We start from the raw sequence: 17,395 nt of genomic DNA, 5'->3' as shown, positions 1-17,395 counted from the left end.
TTCAGAGGCTGGGTCCACGGCAGAGCGCGGGTATTGGTTAGGATGTGATCGCAGAGTAACAATGCTGGAGCCCGTTATGCAACTGAATGCCGAACAAGTACAACAAGCACTGCCCTGGAGCGCGGTGGTTGATGCGTTAGCGGATGCTTTCTCGCGTACCGATCTTCATGCTCCGGTACGCCACCACCATTTCATCGACGTGCCAGGCGAGCCGCAGGCGACCCTGCTGCTGATGCCGGCGTGGATCGAGGGGGTGTATCTGGGCGTCAAGCAGGTCGCTGTATTTCCGGGCAATAACGCCCGCAATCTGCCGGGGTTGACCAGTCTGTATACCCTTAGCTGCGGCAGAACGGGGAGAACCCTGCTGACGCTGGATGGCAATGAATTGACCGCCCGGCGCACGGCGGGTGCTTCGGCGCTGGCCTCACGCTACCTGTCTCGCGCTGATGCAAGCATCCTGCTGATGGTCGGTAGCGGGCGGATGGCACGGCGCCTGATCCCGGCCCATATGAGTGTGCGAAAGCTGAAAACTATCCATGTATGGGACAGGAGTGAGGCTTCTGCTCAGCGCCTGGTGGAGGCGTTGCGGATAGAGGGAATCCGGGCCCAGATGTGCCCGAGTGATCAGTTGCAGGCGCGCGCCAGAGAGGCCGATATCGTCAGCTGCGCCACCATGGCAACCGAACCCCTGGTGCTGGGGGAATGGTTGAAGCCGGGCGCTCATCTGGATCTGGTCGGCAGCTTCACACCCAAAATGCGTGAAACCGACAACCGGGCCATGCAGCGTTGCGAGGTGTTTGTCGATACCCGTGCCGGCGCCCTGGCGGAGACCGGCGACCTGATTATTCCGATCCGGGAGGGGGCAATCAGCGAAGCCAAGGTCGTCGCTGAATTCGCCGACCTGTGTCGGGGTGAGCATCCGGGGCGTTCGGCACTGGCCGACCCGGACCGCGCCGTCACCCTGTTCAAGTCCGTCGGCGACTCCCGTGAGGATCTGGCCGCGGCCATTCTGGCGTATCGGCGCAATACCTCCGCTTAACCTTTCGCCTCCCGGGCTGTCGGCTCGGGTGACCTCTATTGAGAAATAATAACAACAGGTGGGGATTTAGTTCCCATCCAAGGAGTCCTCAGTATGACTACGAATCGCTCTCCGGATATCCCGATGCCGAGCTTGGCGGTCGCGCTGATACCGATCGTCCTGACCATCGCGCTGTTGGGGATGCAGATCTTCTACTATGACGACTTCACGCCGCACATCGCGCTGGCGATCGGTTTTGCCATCACGGCGCTGGTGGGGTGGTTTCAGGGCTATGGTTGGAAGCACATCGAGGCTGGAGCCTTTCACGTACTGCATGTGGCCATGCCCTCGATCGCCACGTTGATCGTGGTCGGTATGCTGGTCAGCACCTGGATCGCCAGCGGGACGGTGCCGATGCTGATCTACTACGGTCTGGAGTTGATCGACCCAAGCTGGTTCCTGGCCGCGTCGATGCTGCTGTGTTCGGTGGTGTCGCTGGCGATCGGCTCCAGCTGGACTACCGTCGGTACTGTCGGGCTGGCATTGATCGGTATCGGCGCCGCGTTTGAAATCCCGGTGTACTGGACCGCCGGTGCAGTGGTTTCCGGTTCCTTTTTCGGCGACAAGGTGTCGCCGCTGTCCGATACCACTAACCTGGCCGCGGCAGTGACCGAGACCAATGTGTTCGACCATATCCGCAATATGATGCCAACCACCATTCCCGCCATGCTGATCGCGTTTCTGATCTATCTGATGGTCGGCGGCGCAGCTGGTGTCGATGCCAGCCAATTGCAGCAAATCGCCCAGTATAAGGCGGGATTGGACGCGCATTTCGATCTCGGTATTCTGCCCTTGCTGCCGCTGCTGATCGTAATGGCGCTGGCGTTCTTCAAGGTCTCGCCGATTCCGGCCCTGTTCATCGGCTTTATCTCGGGCGCGTTTGTGGCGGCTATTACTTATGGCTACGATCTAAATCAGGTGCTGACCATCGCCCATAGTGGATTCAAGATAGAAACCGGCGCCGAGGCGCTCGACAGACTGCTTAATCGTGGCGGAGTCTCCTCTATGACCTGGGTCGTGACGTTGATGATGTTCGCGCTCGCCTTTGGCGGTGCGCTGGAGCGTACCCGCTGCCTGGAATCGGTGGTCAGTGCCATCATGCGCCTGAGCGGCAAGTTTCGTGGGCTGCAGACCAATGCCATTCTCACCTCTATCGCTACCAATGCCGTATCCGGAGATGTCTATCTGTCGATCGCACTGCCTGGCCGTATGTACGCACCGGAGTACGACAAGCTGGGATTCAGCCGTTTGAATCTGTCTCGTGCGATCGAGGAGGGTGGCACGCTGGTGTCACCGCTGATTCCATGGAACGCCGGGGGCGCATTCGTCATCGGGGCGCTGGGATTGAGCATGGCTGGCGGCGATTACTCTGATCTGCTCTATGCACCGCTCGCATTTGCCTGCTGGATGTCACCGATGATCGGCATCCTCTATGCGCAGACCGGCTGGTTCTCGAAGCGAGCCGAAGTGGAGACGATTGAGATGACCGCTGACGAGCCGGCCGCGACCCTAACCCAACCAAGAGGAGCGCTCTGATGTCCGCTTCAGGGGCTGTCGCTTCGGCAACGCGGGAGGGCTCAGATCTTGCCGTTGTCGGCGCCGGGGTCCTGGGTCTTTGTACCGCCCTGCAGGCGCAGCGACAAGGCTACGAGGTGACCCTGATCGACCGTGATGAACCGGGTCTGGGGGCTTCGTTCGGCAATGCCGGTTATTTGGCCACCGAACTGATCGATCCGCTGTCGACCGGCAAGACGCTGCGCGCAGCACCGCGGATGTGGCTCGATCCCAACGGCCCGCTGTCACTGCCGTTGCGATACCTGCACCGCATACTGCCCTGGCTGCTGCGCTTCATCGCGGCGGCTCAGCCTGAACGCGCCGCAAGGGCGCGCGCGGCGCTGTCGCAGCTGAACCGGGCGGCGATCCCAGCCTGGCAGCGCTGCCTGGAGGATATCGGTGCCAGGGAGCAGATGGTGCAGTCCGGTTACCTGCTGGTGTGGGAATCCTCCGACCGGCTGGCGGAGGCGCAAGCGCACGCTGCTTATCTGGAGCAGTGGGGTATCCGCAGCGAGCTGCTGCGCGGATCGGAATTGGCGAAGCTGGAGCCGGAGTTGGCGCCACGGCTCAGCCATGCCCTCTATTTTCCCAATGCCTGGCAAGTACGTGATCCCTACCAGCTATGCCTGAGCCTGTTCGAGGCCTTTCGGCAGCGTGGTGGTCATTTTGTAAAGCAGAGCGTGAAACGCGTGGTGCCGACTCAACAGCGCGTCGTTATCGAGGCAGCGTCGGAGTCCCTGGGGTTTGATCAGGCGATTATCTGTACCGGGGCCTGGAGCAGACAGCTGCTCAGCGGCGTGGGTCTCGATGTGCCGCTGGAGGCGGAGCGCGGTTACCATCTGACGATCGCAACGCAGACGGCCCGGATCAACCGACCTGTAGGTTCGGCGGAGCGTCGTTTCGTTCTCAGTCCTCTCGCATCGGGACTGCGTGCGGTCGGCATGACCGAGCTTGGCGGCTTGCGGCTGAAGCCGTTCAAGCGGCGCTTTGCCGCACTGCGCCATCACACCCTGGCTTTGCTGCCGACCCTCAGCGGAGAAACTGAAAAGTTTGACGAGTGGATGGGCCATCGGCCGACCCTGCCGGACTCGCTGCCGGTGATCGATCGCCATCCGCAATGCCCCCGGTTGCTGTTCGCGTTCGGTAATCAGCACCTGGGGCTGACCCAGGCGGCGATCAGTGCCGAGCTTGTGATTGCGCTGTTGGCTGGACGACAGCCGGCTATCGATCCCGCGCCGTTCAGGGTCACTCGCTTCTGAACCGTTGGAACTGCGCAGGTGTTGGGCCAGCTCTTGTGTTTGTGTGGCCGGGCGAGTATCATTCCGCGTCCGATAAATTCGGCCTACACTTGTAGTTAGTTGTCTAACTAGTTGTTTAACTCCTTGCTTTCGGTCGGCTGGCTGCGCCTGTTGGGACGCTGTCTGATGCGAAGGCTATTAACCCGTAAGGAGCAATTAATGCGTCATTACGAAATCGTCTTTCTGGTTCACCCGAACCAGAGCGAGCAGGTTCCGGCTATGATCGAGCGTTACAAAGCCCTCATCGAAGGCGATAACGGCTCAATCCACCGTCTGGAAGATTGGGGCCGTCGTCAGCTGGCTTACCCGATCAACAATGTTCACAAGGCACACTACGTGCTGATGAACGTTGAATGCTCTCAGAATGTCCTGGATGAACTCGCTAACCTGTTCCGTTACAACGATGCCGTGCTGCGTAACATGGTCATCCGTTGTAAAGAAGCGATCACCGAAGCCTCTCCGATCAAAGCTGCTGAAGCGCGTGAAGAGCGTAAGCCGCGTCGTGAAGACCGTGGTGAGCAGAAGTCTGAACAGGCTCCTGCTGAAGAAACCGAAACCGCTTCAGAAGAGTAAGATTAAGGAGAGTTCAGATGGCACGTTTTTTCCGTCGTCGCAAGTTCTGCCGTTTCACCGCTGAAGGCGTCAAAGAGATCGATTACAAGGATCTCGAAGTGCTGAAAAGCTACATCACTGAAACCGGCAAAATCGTTCCGAGCCGCATCACCGGTACCAAAGCGCGTTACCAGCGTCAGCTGGCTACCGCTATCAAGCGTGCCCGTTACGTGGCTCTGCTGCCGTACACTGACAGCCACGACGTCTAAGGGTTGTCGGCGTAAGCCGCAAACCGCTGCGTGATCGTCGGCTGATTGGCGGCACGCAGAAGATGCACAGGTTAGAGGTGAGACGGGGCAGTCCCGTCAACCGGATAGGAATTAAACCTGCAGCCAGAGGCTGCAGATAGATGAGGTTTACGAGATGGAAGTAATTCTGCTCGAGAGCATCGGCAAGCTGGGTAAGCTTGGCGATAAGGTCGCGGTCAAGGGCGGTTTCGGCCGCAACTACCTGATCCCGCAGGGTAAAGCTGTACCGGCTACCGGTGATAACGTTGCACGCTTCGAAGAGCGTCGCGCTGAACTGGAAAAGGCAGCTGCTGACAAGCTGACTGCTGCCCAGGCTCGCGCGGATCAGCTCAACGATCTGGAGCTGTCCGTTGTTGCTAAAGCGGGTGACGAAGGCAAGCTGTTCGGCTCTATCGGTACCCGTGATATCGCTGATGCAATCACCGGCTCTGGTATCGAAGTCGAGAAGAGCGAAGTGCGTCTGCCGGCCGGTGTTATCCGCACCATCGGTGAGTTCGACATCGCTGTTCAACTGCACCCGGAAGTCTCTGCACACCTGAAACTGATCGTAGTAGCTGAATAAGCTGCTGAGTAAGTTGCTGAGTAAGCAACTTAGCAAGATCGGTTGAAGCGTTTGCAGTAGTTCGAAAAAGCACTGTTTTCACTCTGTGGAACAGTGCTTTTTTGTGCCTGTAATTTGCCCTTTTGCCGGCGGGCTTGAGTCAGTAGACTAGCTTGTCTGGTCTCTGGTAGACCGGCTGAATTAACGATACGGATAAGCGGTTGTGGATATTGCGGAACTGAACGACGAAGAGCTTGAGCGCGCTAAGGTGCCGCCCTACTCGATGGAGGCGGAGCAGTCGGTGCTCGGCGGCCTGATGTTGGATAACAACGCCTGGGACACGGTGGCCGAGGTGGTGCTTGAGCAGCATTTCTACAGCGGTAATCACCGCTCGATCTATCGCACCATGCAGAAGCTGGTCGACGATGGCCGACCGATCGACGTGGTCACGCTGTCTGAAGAGCTGGACCGCACCGCCGAGCTGGAGCAGGCCGGAGGGCTGGAGTACCTGGTATCGCTGGCGCGCAACACACCCAGCGTGTCCAACATCCGCGCCTACTCCGAGATCGTGCGTGACCGTGCGCTGCTGCGGCAGATGATCGAGGTGGCAAACGAGATCGCCGATAACGCCTTTTTCCCGGAAGGGCGTGCGTCCGAGGAGATCCTCAACGAGGCGGAGCAGAAGATCTTCAAGATCGCCGAGAACCGTCCCAACCAGGGCGGCCCCGAGCCGATCAACCCGCTGCTGAAGAAAGCGGTGGATCGCATCGACCACCTGTTCAACAACTCCGATGCGATGACCGGTACCACCACCGGCTTCGACGACTTGGATGCGCGCACCGGCGGTCTGCAGCCATCGGACCTGATCATCGTGGCCGCGCGACCCTCCATGGGTAAGACCACCTTCTCGATGAACCTGGTGGAGAACGCGTTGATGGGCACCAACAAGCCGGTGCTGGTGTTCAGTCTCGAGATGCCGGCGGATCAGCTGGTGTCGCGTATGCTCTCCTCACTCGGCCGTATCGACCAGACCAAGGTGCGCAGCGGTCAGTTGGAGGAGGATGACTGGCCGCGACTGACGGCGGCGGTCAATATGCTCAAGAACAAGCCGCTGTATATCGATGACCAGCCGGGCATCAGCCCCAACGAAATGCGTGCTCGCGCCCGCCGTATCGTGCGCGAGCATGGAGAGCTGGGCCTGATCATGGTCGACTACCTGCAGCTGATGTCGATGAAGAACGGCAAGAGCGAGGGGCGTACCCAGGAGATCTCCGAGATCTCGCGCTCGCTGAAGGCGCTGGCCAAGGAGATGGAGTGTCCGGTGGTGGCGTTGTCACAGTTGAACCGATCGTTGGAGCAGCGGCCCAACAAGCGTCCGGTCAACTCGGATCTGCGTGAATCGGGCGCCATCGAGCAGGACGCCGACGTGATCATGTTTATCTACCGCGATGAGGTGTACAACGAAGACAGTCCCGAGAAGGGGGTGGCCGAGATCATCATCGGTAAGCAGCGTAACGGTCCGATCGGTACCACGCGCCTGGCCTTCATCGGTAAATACACCCGTTTCGAAAACCTGGCGCACAGCTACGACTACGGCCCGGACGAGTAAGTCCGGACGTGCCGTCTGCCGGGCTCAGCGCTCGGTGATTTTCACCATGTGGTCGCGAAAGCCCGCCGGAATCGGGCTGATTTTGCGTGCTTCGTAATCGAAGAACACGATGCCGGTCTTGGCGTGAGCCACCTCGACGGCGGTTTTCTTGTTGGTCAGCAGGTAGAACATATCGCAGCCATACTTGTTGAAATCACCCACCGTGACGTCAACCTGGATGCTGTCGCCGTAAAACCCTTCCGCCTTGTAGACGATGGCCGAATCGGACATCACCAGACCTACGCCCTCGATATCCATCTCGGTATAGTGGTAGTGACGCAGGAAACGGATTCGTGCTTCGTGCAACATCGCCAAGACGGCGTCATTGCCCAGGTGGCCACCGTAGTTGATATCGCTGATGCGCACCGGGATCTCGGTGCTGAACAGATAGTTCTCCGGCATGTCGATACGAATGCGCGCCATGCATCTCTCCTGTAAAAAAACACACTCACTGCGAATAGACTAGCGCAAAACGACGAGCCCTGGCAGCCCTGAAATCAGCCTTCCAGGGCGTTCAGAACCTGAATGATTCCGCTGCACAGGGTGTCGAGATCCGCATTGCTCATCACGTAGGGCGGCATCACGTAGACCAGTTTGCCGAACGGTCTGACCCAGATCCCCTGTTCGACAAACAGTGGTTGCACGCTGGCCAGCGAGACCGCTTCATGCAGTTCGATCACTCCGATAGCACCCAGTACGCGGACATCGGCAACGCCGCTCAGGCTGGCAGCGGGTGACAGGCTGGCCGTTAGCCGGGTTTCGATGCGGCTGACCTCGGCTTGCCAGTCCTGCTCCTGCAGCAGCGTCAGGCTGGCGTTGGCGACCGCGCAGGCCAACGGATTGCCCATGAAGGTGGGGCCGTGCATGAAGCAGCCGGCGCCCCCGGCGGAGATCGTCTCGCCGATATGGGCGGTGGTCAGGGTGGCGGACAGGGTCATGTAGCCACCGGTCAGCGCCTTGCCCAGGCAGAGGATGTCCGGGCTGATACCGGCGTGCTCGCAGGCAAACAGCTTGCCGCTACGGCCAAAGCCGGTGGCGATCTCGTCCGCGATCAGCAGTACCTCGTAGCGATCACAGAGGATACGGGCCTGTTTCAGCCACTCCGGTGAGTAGAAGTACATGCCGCCGGCGCCCTGCACGATCGGCTCGACAATCAGCGCTGCAATCTCGTCGCCATGCTCGCGCAGCGTCTGCTCTAGCGCATCGCAATCGCCGTCGATCAGCGGCTGGCCAAAGCGGGTGGCCGGGCGCGGGATATGGACCTGCTGGGCCAGTACGCCACTGAACAGCTCATGCATGCCGGTGACCGGATCGCACACCGACATGGCGCCGAAAGTGTCGCCATGATAGCCGTTTTGCAGCGCCACCAGCTTGTGTTTGCCCGGCTTGCCTCGGGCGTGCCAGTACTGGATCGCCATCTTCATCGCGACCTCTACGGCTACCGAGCCGGAATCGGCCAGAAACACGCGGTCCAGCCCCGCCGGCGTCATCTGCACCAGCTTGCGGCTCAGCTCGATGGCCGGCTCGTGGGTCAGGCCGCCGAACATGACGTGGGCGACCCGGTCGATCTGGGCGTGTGCGGCGGCATTGAGGCTGGGGTGGTTATAACCGTGGATTACCGACCACCAGGAGGCCATGCCGTCGATCAGCTCGCGCCCGTCGCTGAGCCTGATCCGCACGCCGGAGGCCGATTCCACCGGCACCATCGGCGGCGGATTGATCATCGAGGAGTAGGGGTGCCAGATATGCTGTTGATCGAAGGCGAGTTGTTCGGACGTTAGCGGCATGCTGCTACCTGTTGTTTGGGTTCAACGAGTTTCACGGCTCGGTGCGCGAGTCTAGCACAGGGGGTAAGCGATAAAAGTTTTGACCGCAAGACTCAGGCGTTAAGTTCCAGCACCTCGATCGTCTGTTCGGTGATGCGAAAACGGATGTTCAATCCGTGCAGGGTGATGCCGTAGATCCGCTCGGGATCGCGCTGGTAGGCCGGGCGCGGGTCGCAGCGCAGTACATCGGCGATCTGCTGTTCCAGCGGCTGATTTAGCTGCCGGCTGAATCTGGCCAGGGCTTCATGGGCCTCGGACGCCCAGTTGATCGGCAGGTCCAGGGTTTCAATCTTCTCGGCCAGGGTGAAGCGGGCCTCGGGCAGCGCGTCGGAGTAGGGCAGGTAGGGTTTTATGTCGAGGATCGGAGTGCCGTCGAGCAGGTCGGCGCCGCGCACCTCCAGCAATACCCTGTTGCCCTGCTGGCGGATCGCGATCAGTTCCACCGGCGATAGCCCGATCGGATTGGGGCGGAAAGGGGAGCGGGAGGCGAACACGCCCAGCCGCTTGTTACCACCCAAACGTGGCGGGCGTACGGTCGGTTTCCAGCCCTGGTCGGCGGTGGCGCTGAACAGGAAGATCAGCCAGATATGGCTGGCCTCCTCAAGTCCCCGTACCGCCTCGGGAGAACCGAACTCGGGGTAGAGTTCGATGGTGGCGCTGAGCGACTCGGCCAGTCCGGGCTGTCTTGGAATGCCGAACTTTTCATTGAAGGCACTGTGGATAATGCCGATCGGTGTCATGTTGATGGGGTTGTGCATCGTTGTCATCCGGTAAAGGCATCGTAGAGCAGTTTGGTGCCGGTCAGGAACAGGAAACCAAAGCAGATACGATAGAACCAGGTCTGATTGATACGGTGGTGCATCCAGTAGCCCAGGCGTACGCCAATGGGGGCCAGCAGGGCAAGGATTGCCGAGGTCGACAGGTTGGCGCTATCGAACTGTCCAAGCAGTGCGTAGGGGATCAGTTTCAGATAGTTGATCGCCGCGAACATGATGATGGTGGTGCCGATAAAGATGCTCTTTTCCAGCCGCAGTGGCAGCAGGTAGATGTTCAGTGGCGGCCCTCCGGCATGCACGCTGAAACTGGTAAAGCCGGTCAATATGCCCCAGAAACCGCCGCGCAGGGTGCTGGGCTGACGAGGCGTATTGCTGCCCGGGCGCAGCCAGTAGTTCAACGTGAACAGCACCGCAATACCGCCGATGATGAACTTCAGGTGCTGCTCGCTCAGGTAGCGGAAGCTCAGTGCGCCGATCAGGATACCGATCAGGGCCGCCGGAATCAGCACCTTCAGCAGGGAGCGGTCGAACTTGCCGCGGAAGCTCCACATCGCCGCCAGATCCATCAGGCAGAGGATCGGCAGCATTATCGCAGCGGCCTGTATCGGACTGATCACCAGTGCCATAAGAGGCACGGCGACCATGCCCAAGCCGCCGCCGAAACCGCCTTTGGAGATGCCGACGATCAGAATCGCCGGAATCGCGGCCACGTAGAACAGGGGGTCGGTAATCATCCTTTGGCCGGCTCCTCTACCAGTGGGTCACGATGCATGATCGGCAGCGTGCTGCTCCAGTGGCTGGAGGCCTTCTCCGCCTGTTCGGCGAGGCGCTGCAGCTGGCTGCAGGCATCCAGTAGCGCCATGCTCTCCTCCGCCCCAATATGGCCCATCACGGTCTCCTTCAGCAGGCTCTCTTTCAGTTGTTGATAAAGTTGATGCACGTCGCGCATCAACTGGTGGCTCTGGTAGCCCTGGGTGCTGCTCTCTTCATTGACCTCGGCCAGATCGACCAGGCGGATCACCGCCTGTTGGAACAGGAACAGCTGTTTGCGCATGCCGCTTTGCTGCAGCTGTTCGAATACCGCGTGGTACTCGGGCATATGGGCGGAGAGGCGCGCCATCTCGCTGTAATAGCGGGCAACCCTGAGCGAAATCGGCAGCGTCTCGCTGATCTCCATACTGAGATTCTGCCGTGCCAGCTCCTGGTTGAACTCGCTGATCTTGCCGACCAGTTGATAGATCCCCTGTGCCTGGGCTTCCAGTCTGGCTTGATTGGGCGTTTCGGCGCTGATCGCCTCCCGGACCATGCGCGAGCAGTGCTGGCTAACCCGGGCCAGCTCCCGGTTCAGCGCCTCGACCGCCAGAGAGGGAGTGGTCAGGATGTTGGCGTCCAAGAAATGAGGCTGCGCCTCATCCTCTTCCTGGCTGCGGAAGCGCTTCAGCAAAAAAGTTTCCATGCGGTCGGTCAGCGGCCAGATCATTGCCACGCCGGTCAGGTTGAACAGGGTATGGTACAGCGCCAGCAGCGACACCAGGTCGAAGCGTTGAGGGTCCAGGTGGTCGAGCCAGCCCGCCAGCAGTATCAGAAATAGCAGGCCCACCGCGCCGGTGAGCAGGTTGAACAGCACATGGGCGGCGGAGATCCGTTTTGCGCTCGGGGTTGCGCCGATCGACGCGAGCAGAGCGGTGGTGGTGGTGCCGACATTGGCACCGATCACCAGCGCCGCCGCAGCCGACAGAGTGATCGATCCGGTATGCACCAGCGACAGCGCGATCGCCATGACCGCTGCCGAGGCCTGCATCAGGAAGGTGAGGACGAAGCCGGCCAGCACAAACAGCGTCAGCGCCAGCGGGCTGTTGCCGATCTCGTTCAGCGGAACCTGCTCCGAGATGCCATCGAAGCTGCTGCGCAGAAAATCCAGGCCGATAAAAAACAGACCGAAGCCGGCCAGAGCGGTACCAACGTGGCCCAGACGACCGTTCTTGCTGACGGTGCGTGCCACCATGCCGGCGCCGATCATCGGCAGCGCGAAGGCGCTGATCTTGATCTTGAAGCCGATCAGCGCCACCAGCCAGCCGGTCATTGTGGTGCCGATGTTGCAACCGTAGATAACGGCAATCGATTGTCCCAGGGTCAACAGGCCGGCGTTGACGAAGCCCAGGGTGGCGACGGTGACCGCGCTGGAGGATTGCACCGCAGCGGTGATCAGTGTTCCGGAGAGCAGTCCACGCAGTTTCGATTTGGTTGCCGCTACCAGGGCTCGTTTCAGCGATCGACCGGCAGCCTGCTTGAGGCCGATGGTCATCAGCTGCATGCCGAGCAGGAACAGGCCGATACCGCCAATCAGTTGGCCCAGCATATCCAGGGTCATTGCCGCTCCGATGACAAAAGTGTACGCGGTGAAGTCTAACCAAGCTCGGTCAAGACTGCATCAGCCCTTTGACGGCGTGCGCGCCAGCACCCAGATCTCCACCCGTCTGGCGCCGGCCATTTTCAGCAGCCGGGCCAGCTCCTCGGCAGTACTGCCGGTGGTCATTACGTCGTCGACGACCGCCACATGCTCGGGCACCGGCTGCAGCAGTTTGAAGCTGCCGGCCAGATTGGTACCGCGAGACGCTCTGTTCAGCCGTGCTTGCTGCAGGGTGGTGCGGCGCTTGCGCAGCAGCTCGCTGCGTACCGGAATTCCCAGGTGCCGACCGAGCTGTGCAGCGATCAACTCGGCCTGATTGAAACCGCGCAACGTGGTGCGCCAGGGATGCATGGGGACGGGCAGCAGCATCTTGGGTGGCTGTTCGATGCGGTCACGCAGCAGCTGTGCAAATATCAGGCTGAGCCAGCCCAGGGCCTCCGGGCGACGCAGATATTTGATCGCCGGGATCAATTGGCTGATCGGAAAGGCATAAAGAAAAGCGGCGTGGGTGATATCGAACGCTGGCGCTTGTCGTTGGCAGCGGGCACAGAGCGAACTGCCGGCAAGTCCTGTGGGCATGGGTTCGGCACAGCGGCGGCAGGCGCCGATCAGCCAGGGTAGGTCGGCATGGCAGGCTTCGCACAGACCCAAGGTATCGGCTCTGGCGGTCTGGCAGAGATAACATGATTGGTTAAAAAATAACCTGTAGTAACTCTTGATGTTTTTCATAAGTTGACAGTTCCCTCTGTCAGTTTATGATTGACCCCCATTATCTCTGATCGGGCCGGCGCGTGCCGCAGGATCAGAATTACGGATATGCTGAACGGGAGCCGGACTCAATGCAAACCAATAACGATGTACGTCATGACTGGACCGAAAATGAGGTAAGGGCCCTGTTCGAGCTGCCTTTCAACGACCTGCTGTTTCGTGCCCAGAGCGTCCACCGCCAGCATTTCGATCCCAATCAGGTGCAGGTCAGTACGCTCTTGTCGATCAAGACCGGTTCCTGCCCCGAAGACTGTAAATACTGTCCGCAGAGCGCGCACTATGACACCGGATTGGAAAAGCAGCGGCTGATGGAGGTCGAGGCGGTACTGGCCAAGGCGCGCCAGGCCAAGGACGCCGGCTCCACCCGTTTCTGCATGGGCGCGGCGTGGAAGCACCCGACCGAGCGCGATATGCCCTACGTGTTGGAGATGGTTAAGGGGGTCAAGGAGATGGGCCTGGAGACCTGCATGACGCTGGGTATGCTTAAGGAGAATCAGGCGCAACAGCTGGCCGAGGCCGGACTGGACTACTACAACCACAACCTGGACACCTCGCCGGAGTTCTACGACAAGATCATCACCACACGCACCTATCAGGATCGTCTGGATACCCTGGGCCACGTGCGCGGTGCCGGCATGAAGATCTGCAGCGGCGGTATTCTGGGTATGGGTGAAACCGCCAGGGACCGCATCGGATTGCTGCGCCAACTGGCCAACCTGCCGCAGCAGCCGGAGTCGGTACCGATCAATATGCTGGTCAAGGTCGAGGGTACACCACTGGAAAACGTGGAGGATCTGGACCCGCTGGAGTTTATCCGCAATATCGCGGTGGCGCGTATCATGATGCCCAAGTCACACGTGCGCCTGTCTGCAGGTCGCGAGCAGATGTCGGATGAGCTGCAGGCGATGGCGTTTTTTGCCGGTGCCAACTCCGTTTTCTACGGTGAATGCCTGCTGACCACACCTAATCCGGAGACCCATCGCGATATTCAGCTGTTCAAGCGTTTGGGTATCAACATGGAGCAGCGCATCGAAGCCTCCGATGCGGAGCAGGCGCAGGCGATCTCGCGCGATCTGCAGGCGCAGCAGGACAGCGCACTGTTCTACGAAGCGGCCAACTGAGGCCGGCCGATGTCATTCGATCAGCTTGAAGCCGCACTGGAGGAGCGCCGCTCGGCCCATCTCTATCGTCGCCGGCGGCTGCTGCAGTCGCCACAGGGGCCGGAGGTGGTCGTGGACGGCGTAGCCGGCCTGGCTTTCTGCTCCAACGATTACCTGGGGCTGGCCAATCATCCCGCGTTGCAACGGGCGATGATCGAAGGCGTCGAACGTTTCGGCGTCGGCGGCGGCGCCTCTCACCTGGTGATGGGTCACACCACTGCGCATCATGCACTGGAGGAAGCGCTGGCCGAGTGGACCGGGCGGCCCCGTGCGCTGCTGTTCTCCACCGGCTACATGGCCAATATGGGCTCCATCAATGCGCTTCTGGACAAGCAGGATGCGGTGTTCGAGGACCGCCTCAACCACGCCTCGCTACTTGATGGCGGACTGCTCAGCGGTGCCCGTTTCCAGCGTTATCTACACAACGATGTCGACAGCCTCACACAGCGGCTGGGCAGGACCGATGCCCGGCGCAAGCTGGTGGTCACCGATGGTGTATTCAGCATGGATGGCGATATCGCCGACCTGCCCGGTCTAAGTGCCGCGACCCGTGAAGCCGGCGGTTGGCTGATGGTTGACGATGCCCATGGCTTTGGCTGCCTGGGTCAGCAGGGCGGCGGCTGTGTTGAGCATTTCGGCCTCGGGATCGATGAGGTGCCGGTGTTGATGGGGACGCTGGGCAAGGCGTTCGGTACCGCTGGGGCCTTCGTTGCCGGTAGCGAGACCCTGATCGAAACGCTGATCCAGTTCGCGCGCAGTTATATCTACACCACCAGTATGCCGCCGGCGGTGGCCTGGGCCACACTGGCCAGTCTCAAGCTGGTGAGGGAAGAGAGTTGGCGTCGGGACAAGCTGAACCAACTGATTGCCCAGTTCCGCCGCGGAGCGGCTGAGCTTGGCTTCGAACTGATGGACTCGCCGACGCCGATCCAGCCCATTGTGATCGGTGAGGCCGACCAGGCCCTGGGCATCAGTCAGGCCCTGGAACAGCAGGGCATCTATGTCACAGCGATCCGGCCGCCGACGGTCCCTGTCGGCAGCTCCCGTCTGCGCGTGACCCTGACCGCCACGCACTCCGAGGAGCAGGTCAACCGTCTGCTCGAGGCGCTGAACCAGGCGCGAGGGGCCCTGTCTCATGGTGCTATATCCCAAGGTGCTACGTCGCAAGGTGCTCGGTCATGAGCCTGCATACCGAGCACTATGGTGCGGGCCCTGATCTGGTCTTGCTGCACGGCTGGGGCCTCTCCAGTGCGATCTGGCAACCGTTGATCGAACCGCTGGCGTCGCACTATCGCCTGACCCTGATCGATATTCCGGGGTTGGGGCAGTCGCCGACACTGGAGTGCACCAGCATCGACTCCGTGGCCGAGATGCTGCTTGACGGTGCGCCGGAGCGGGCCGTGTGGCTCGGCTGGTCGCTGGGTGGTGCGCTGGCGCTGGCAGTGGCCAATCGGGCGCCGGAGCGGGTGAGTCAGTTGGTGCTGACCGCTGCCACACCCTGTTTCGTGCAGCGTGACGACTGGCCCTGTGCCATGGCTGAAGAGACCTTCGACGCCTTTGCTTCCGGTCTCGGGGATAATGGCGCAAAAACACTTAGCCGCTTTGCCATGCTGCAAACCCAAGGCAGCACCAGCGCCCGCCAGGAGTTGCGCTTGCTCAAACAGGTGATTGCGGCCAGCGCCGCGGATGAGCAGGGGTTGGTGGCGACACTGGCCCTGCTGGCAGAAGACCTGCGCCCGCTGCTAGCGCATGTGTCACACCCACTGATGTTGATGCTGGGCGAGCAGGACCCGTTGGTACCTATCGAGATGGCCGAGCATATCGGCAGCTTGCGTGCCGATGCAGTGATTCGCCGCTACGCGACCGCCGCACACCTGCCCTTCATTACGGAGCCGGCGCGTTTTATTGAGGACCTGGACGACTTTATCGCCGGGAGCAGATTATGAACGCGGTAGTGCGAGACAAACGCCTGGTGGCCCAGTCGTTCAGTCGCGCGGCACCGACCTACGACAGTGTTGCCGGGCTGCAGCGCAGCGTCGCCGATTCGCTGCTGGCCAGGCTGCCGGATGCAACGCCTGAAGTGGTGCTCGATCTCGGTAGCGGAACCGGTTATGCGTCCACCAGCTTGCGCCAGCGTTACCCGCAAGCGCTGCTGCTCAGCCTCGACCTGGCCGAGGGAATGCTCGGCTATGCGCGTTCCCGCCATTCACTGACCTCGCACCACCATGTTTGCGGCGATGCCGAAGCCCTGCCCCTGGCCGATAACAGCGTCGATCTGATCTACTCCAGTCTTGCCATCCAGTGGTGTGAGCAACCCGCCTGCCTGTTTGCCGAGCTGCGTCGGGTGCTGAAACCGGGTGGGTGGATGTTGATCGCCACACTGGGGCCAGGAACCCTGGCGGAGCTGAAGCAAGCCTGGGCCCAGGTCGATGACGATTGCCATGTCAATGAGTTCTGCCCGCTGTCTGAACTCAGAGCTGCGGCGGCGGGACTGGTGTCGCTGGATGAAAGCATTGAGCAGCGGGTGCTGGAATATGATCAGCTCGGAGAGCTGATGCATGAGCTCAAGGCGCTGGGTGCGCATAACGTAAACCCCCGCCAACAGCAGGGCTTGTCCGGTATCTCCAGATTGAGGACACTATCGCGCGCCTATGACGGGATGCGCCTGGACAGTGGCGCTTTGCCGGCAAGCTATGAAGTCTACTATCTGGCGTGGATGAAGGATTCAGCGTGAAACAGATCTACTTTGTTACCGGCACCGATACCGATGCCGGGAAAACCCTGGTCGCTTCCGGCTTGTTGCACAAAGCCAATGATATGGGGCTGCGTACCATCGGCCTGAAACCGGTGGCCGCGGGTTGTGAGGAGACCGCCGAGGGACTCAGAAACGCCGATGCCTTGCAGCTGCAGCAAACCGCCAGTGTGAAGCTCGGCTATGACCAGGTCAATCCGGTTGCACTGGTTGAGCCGATAGCGCCCCATATCGCGGCGCAGCGTGAGAATCGCCGCCTCAGTGCCGACCGCCTGGTGGCGTTTTGTCGCGGCGCACTGATGCAGCCGGCCGACTTCGTGTTGATCGAAGGCGCGGGTGGCTGGCGGGTACCGCTTAATCCTTCCGAAACCCTGGCGCGCGTACCGCAGCAGTTACAGATCCCGGTGATCATGGTGGTGGGCATGAAGCTTGGCTGTATCAGTCATGCCCTGCTCACTGCTGAAGCGATCTCTCGCGACGGTCTGACCCTGGCAGGCTGGGTGGCAAATGTTATGGACCCGGATATGCCAGTGTTGCAGGAGAACATCGATACCATTCGAGCCGCGCTGCGGGCGCCGTTGCTGGGCACAGTGCCACATCTGGATAGCGCTACAGCGGCTGAGGCCGCCGCCCACCTCGATCTTCAGCTATTAGGCCTGTCCAAAAAGTGAACAAATTCTGCTGAAGGCGCTATACTGCTCGAGAAATTGTCAACGTGTTGAAG

The 17,395-nt window shown here is 60.6% G+C and carries 18 protein-coding genes; 12 read left to right on the top strand and 6 right to left on the bottom strand.

Annotation, left to right across the window (positions count from 1 at the left end; all coding sequences use genetic code 11):
- Positions 1 to 76: 76 nt before the first annotated feature.
- The 7 genes from lhpI to dnaB all read left to right on the top strand — a co-directional run bounded on the left by lhpI (position 77) and on the right by dnaB (position 6,940).
- Complete coding sequence (lhpI, locus tag IEX40_RS06595; RefSeq protein ID WP_188746477.1) at positions 77 to 1,039, top strand: bifunctional Delta(1)-pyrroline-2-carboxylate/Delta(1)-piperideine-2-carboxylate reductase; 963 nt, start codon at positions 77 to 79, stop codon at positions 1,037 to 1,039.
- 93 nt (positions 1,040 to 1,132) lie between these two features.
- A complete protein-coding gene (gene nhaC / locus IEX40_RS06590; protein WP_229680623.1) occupies positions 1,133 to 2,614 on the top strand; it encodes a Na+/H+ antiporter NhaC in 1,482 nt (493 codons plus the stop codon).
- Complete coding sequence (locus IEX40_RS06585; RefSeq protein WP_188746476.1) at positions 2,614 to 3,891, top strand: NAD(P)/FAD-dependent oxidoreductase; 1,278 nt, start codon at positions 2,614 to 2,616, stop codon at positions 3,889 to 3,891. Before nhaC ends, IEX40_RS06585 begins: the two co-directional genes overlap by 1 nt.
- 198 nt (positions 3,892 to 4,089) lie before the next feature.
- A complete protein-coding gene (gene rpsF / locus IEX40_RS06580; RefSeq protein ID WP_188746474.1) occupies positions 4,090 to 4,503 on the top strand; it encodes a 30S ribosomal protein S6 in 414 nt (137 codons plus the stop codon).
- A 17-nt stretch (positions 4,504 to 4,520) separates the two neighbouring features.
- Entirely contained in the window at positions 4,521 to 4,751 is a 231-nt protein-coding gene (gene rpsR, locus IEX40_RS06575; RefSeq protein WP_188746472.1) for a 30S ribosomal protein S18, read from the top strand.
- 154 nt (positions 4,752 to 4,905) lie between these two features.
- Positions 4,906 to 5,352 (top strand): 50S ribosomal protein L9, encoded by a 447-nt coding sequence (rplI, locus tag IEX40_RS06570; protein ID WP_188746470.1) that lies wholly within the window; start codon positions 4,906 to 4,908, stop codon positions 5,350 to 5,352.
- A 202-nt stretch (positions 5,353 to 5,554) separates the two neighbouring features.
- Positions 5,555 to 6,940, top strand: coding sequence for a replicative DNA helicase (gene dnaB / locus IEX40_RS06565; RefSeq protein ID WP_188746468.1), 1,386 nt, complete (start codon positions 5,555 to 5,557; stop codon positions 6,938 to 6,940).
- A 24-nt stretch (positions 6,941 to 6,964) separates the two neighbouring features.
- Here dnaB and IEX40_RS06560 read toward each other — a convergent pair whose 3' ends face one another.
- The 6 genes from IEX40_RS06560 to IEX40_RS06535 all read right to left on the bottom strand — a co-directional run bounded on the left by IEX40_RS06560 (position 6,965) and on the right by IEX40_RS06535 (position 12,720).
- Positions 6,965 to 7,402 carry an acyl-CoA thioesterase gene (locus IEX40_RS06560; protein WP_188746466.1) on the bottom strand — a complete coding sequence of 146 codons (438 nt, stop codon included), beginning with the start codon at positions 7,400 to 7,402 and terminating at the stop codon, positions 6,965 to 6,967.
- Positions 7,403 to 7,476: 74 nt separating this feature from the next.
- A complete protein-coding gene (gene bioA / locus IEX40_RS06555) occupies positions 7,477 to 8,766 on the bottom strand; it encodes an adenosylmethionine--8-amino-7-oxononanoate transaminase (RefSeq protein WP_188746464.1) in 1,290 nt (429 codons plus the stop codon).
- A gap of 92 nt (positions 8,767 to 8,858) precedes the next feature.
- Positions 8,859 to 9,563 (bottom strand): tRNA (N6-threonylcarbamoyladenosine(37)-N6)-methyltransferase TrmO, encoded by a 705-nt coding sequence (gene tsaA / locus IEX40_RS06550; RefSeq protein WP_229680622.1) that lies wholly within the window; start codon positions 9,561 to 9,563, stop codon positions 8,859 to 8,861.
- A 5-nt stretch (positions 9,564 to 9,568) separates the two neighbouring features.
- Complete coding sequence (locus IEX40_RS06545) at positions 9,569 to 10,315, bottom strand: sulfite exporter TauE/SafE family protein (protein WP_188746462.1); 747 nt, start codon at positions 10,313 to 10,315, stop codon at positions 9,569 to 9,571.
- Positions 10,312 to 11,952 carry a Na/Pi cotransporter family protein gene (locus tag IEX40_RS06540; RefSeq protein WP_188746460.1) on the bottom strand — a complete coding sequence of 547 codons (1,641 nt, stop codon included), beginning with the start codon at positions 11,950 to 11,952 and terminating at the stop codon, positions 10,312 to 10,314. Before IEX40_RS06540 ends, IEX40_RS06545 begins: the two co-directional genes overlap by 4 nt.
- Before the next feature lie 60 nt (positions 11,953 to 12,012).
- Positions 12,013 to 12,720 carry a ComF family protein gene (locus IEX40_RS06535; RefSeq protein WP_188746458.1) on the bottom strand — a complete coding sequence of 236 codons (708 nt, stop codon included), beginning with the start codon at positions 12,718 to 12,720 and terminating at the stop codon, positions 12,013 to 12,015.
- Positions 12,721 to 12,830: 110 nt separating this feature from the next.
- Between IEX40_RS06535 and bioB the strand changes: the two genes are divergently transcribed.
- The 5 genes from bioB to bioD are packed head-to-tail and all read left to right on the top strand — an operon-like array spanning position 12,831 to position 17,342.
- Complete coding sequence (gene bioB, locus IEX40_RS06530; RefSeq protein WP_188746456.1) at positions 12,831 to 13,880, top strand: biotin synthase BioB; 1,050 nt, start codon at positions 12,831 to 12,833, stop codon at positions 13,878 to 13,880.
- A gap of 9 nt (positions 13,881 to 13,889) precedes the next feature.
- Positions 13,890 to 15,101 (top strand): 8-amino-7-oxononanoate synthase, encoded by a 1,212-nt coding sequence (gene bioF / locus IEX40_RS06525; protein WP_188746455.1) that lies wholly within the window; start codon positions 13,890 to 13,892, stop codon positions 15,099 to 15,101.
- Positions 15,098 to 15,865 carry a pimeloyl-ACP methyl ester esterase BioH gene (gene bioH / locus IEX40_RS06520; RefSeq protein WP_188746453.1) on the top strand — a complete coding sequence of 256 codons (768 nt, stop codon included), beginning with the start codon at positions 15,098 to 15,100 and terminating at the stop codon, positions 15,863 to 15,865. Before bioF ends, bioH begins: the two co-directional genes overlap by 4 nt.
- Entirely contained in the window at positions 15,862 to 16,653 is a 792-nt protein-coding gene (bioC, locus tag IEX40_RS06515) for a malonyl-ACP O-methyltransferase BioC (protein WP_188746451.1), read from the top strand. Before bioH ends, bioC begins: the two co-directional genes overlap by 4 nt.
- Positions 16,650 to 17,342 carry a dethiobiotin synthase gene (bioD, locus tag IEX40_RS06510; RefSeq protein ID WP_188746449.1) on the top strand — a complete coding sequence of 231 codons (693 nt, stop codon included), beginning with the start codon at positions 16,650 to 16,652 and terminating at the stop codon, positions 17,340 to 17,342. The genes bioC and bioD overlap by 4 nt, the downstream gene beginning before the upstream one ends.
- Positions 17,343 to 17,395 lie beyond the last annotated feature (53 nt).

Origin of the sequence: Marinobacterium zhoushanense (assembly GCF_014641945.1) — a bacterium.
Taxonomy (GTDB): domain Bacteria; phylum Pseudomonadota; class Gammaproteobacteria; order Pseudomonadales; family Balneatricaceae; genus Marinobacterium_D; species Marinobacterium_D zhoushanense.
The sequence above is the reverse complement of the archived record's forward strand: the minus strand, read 5'-3'. Positions and strand labels throughout refer to the sequence as shown.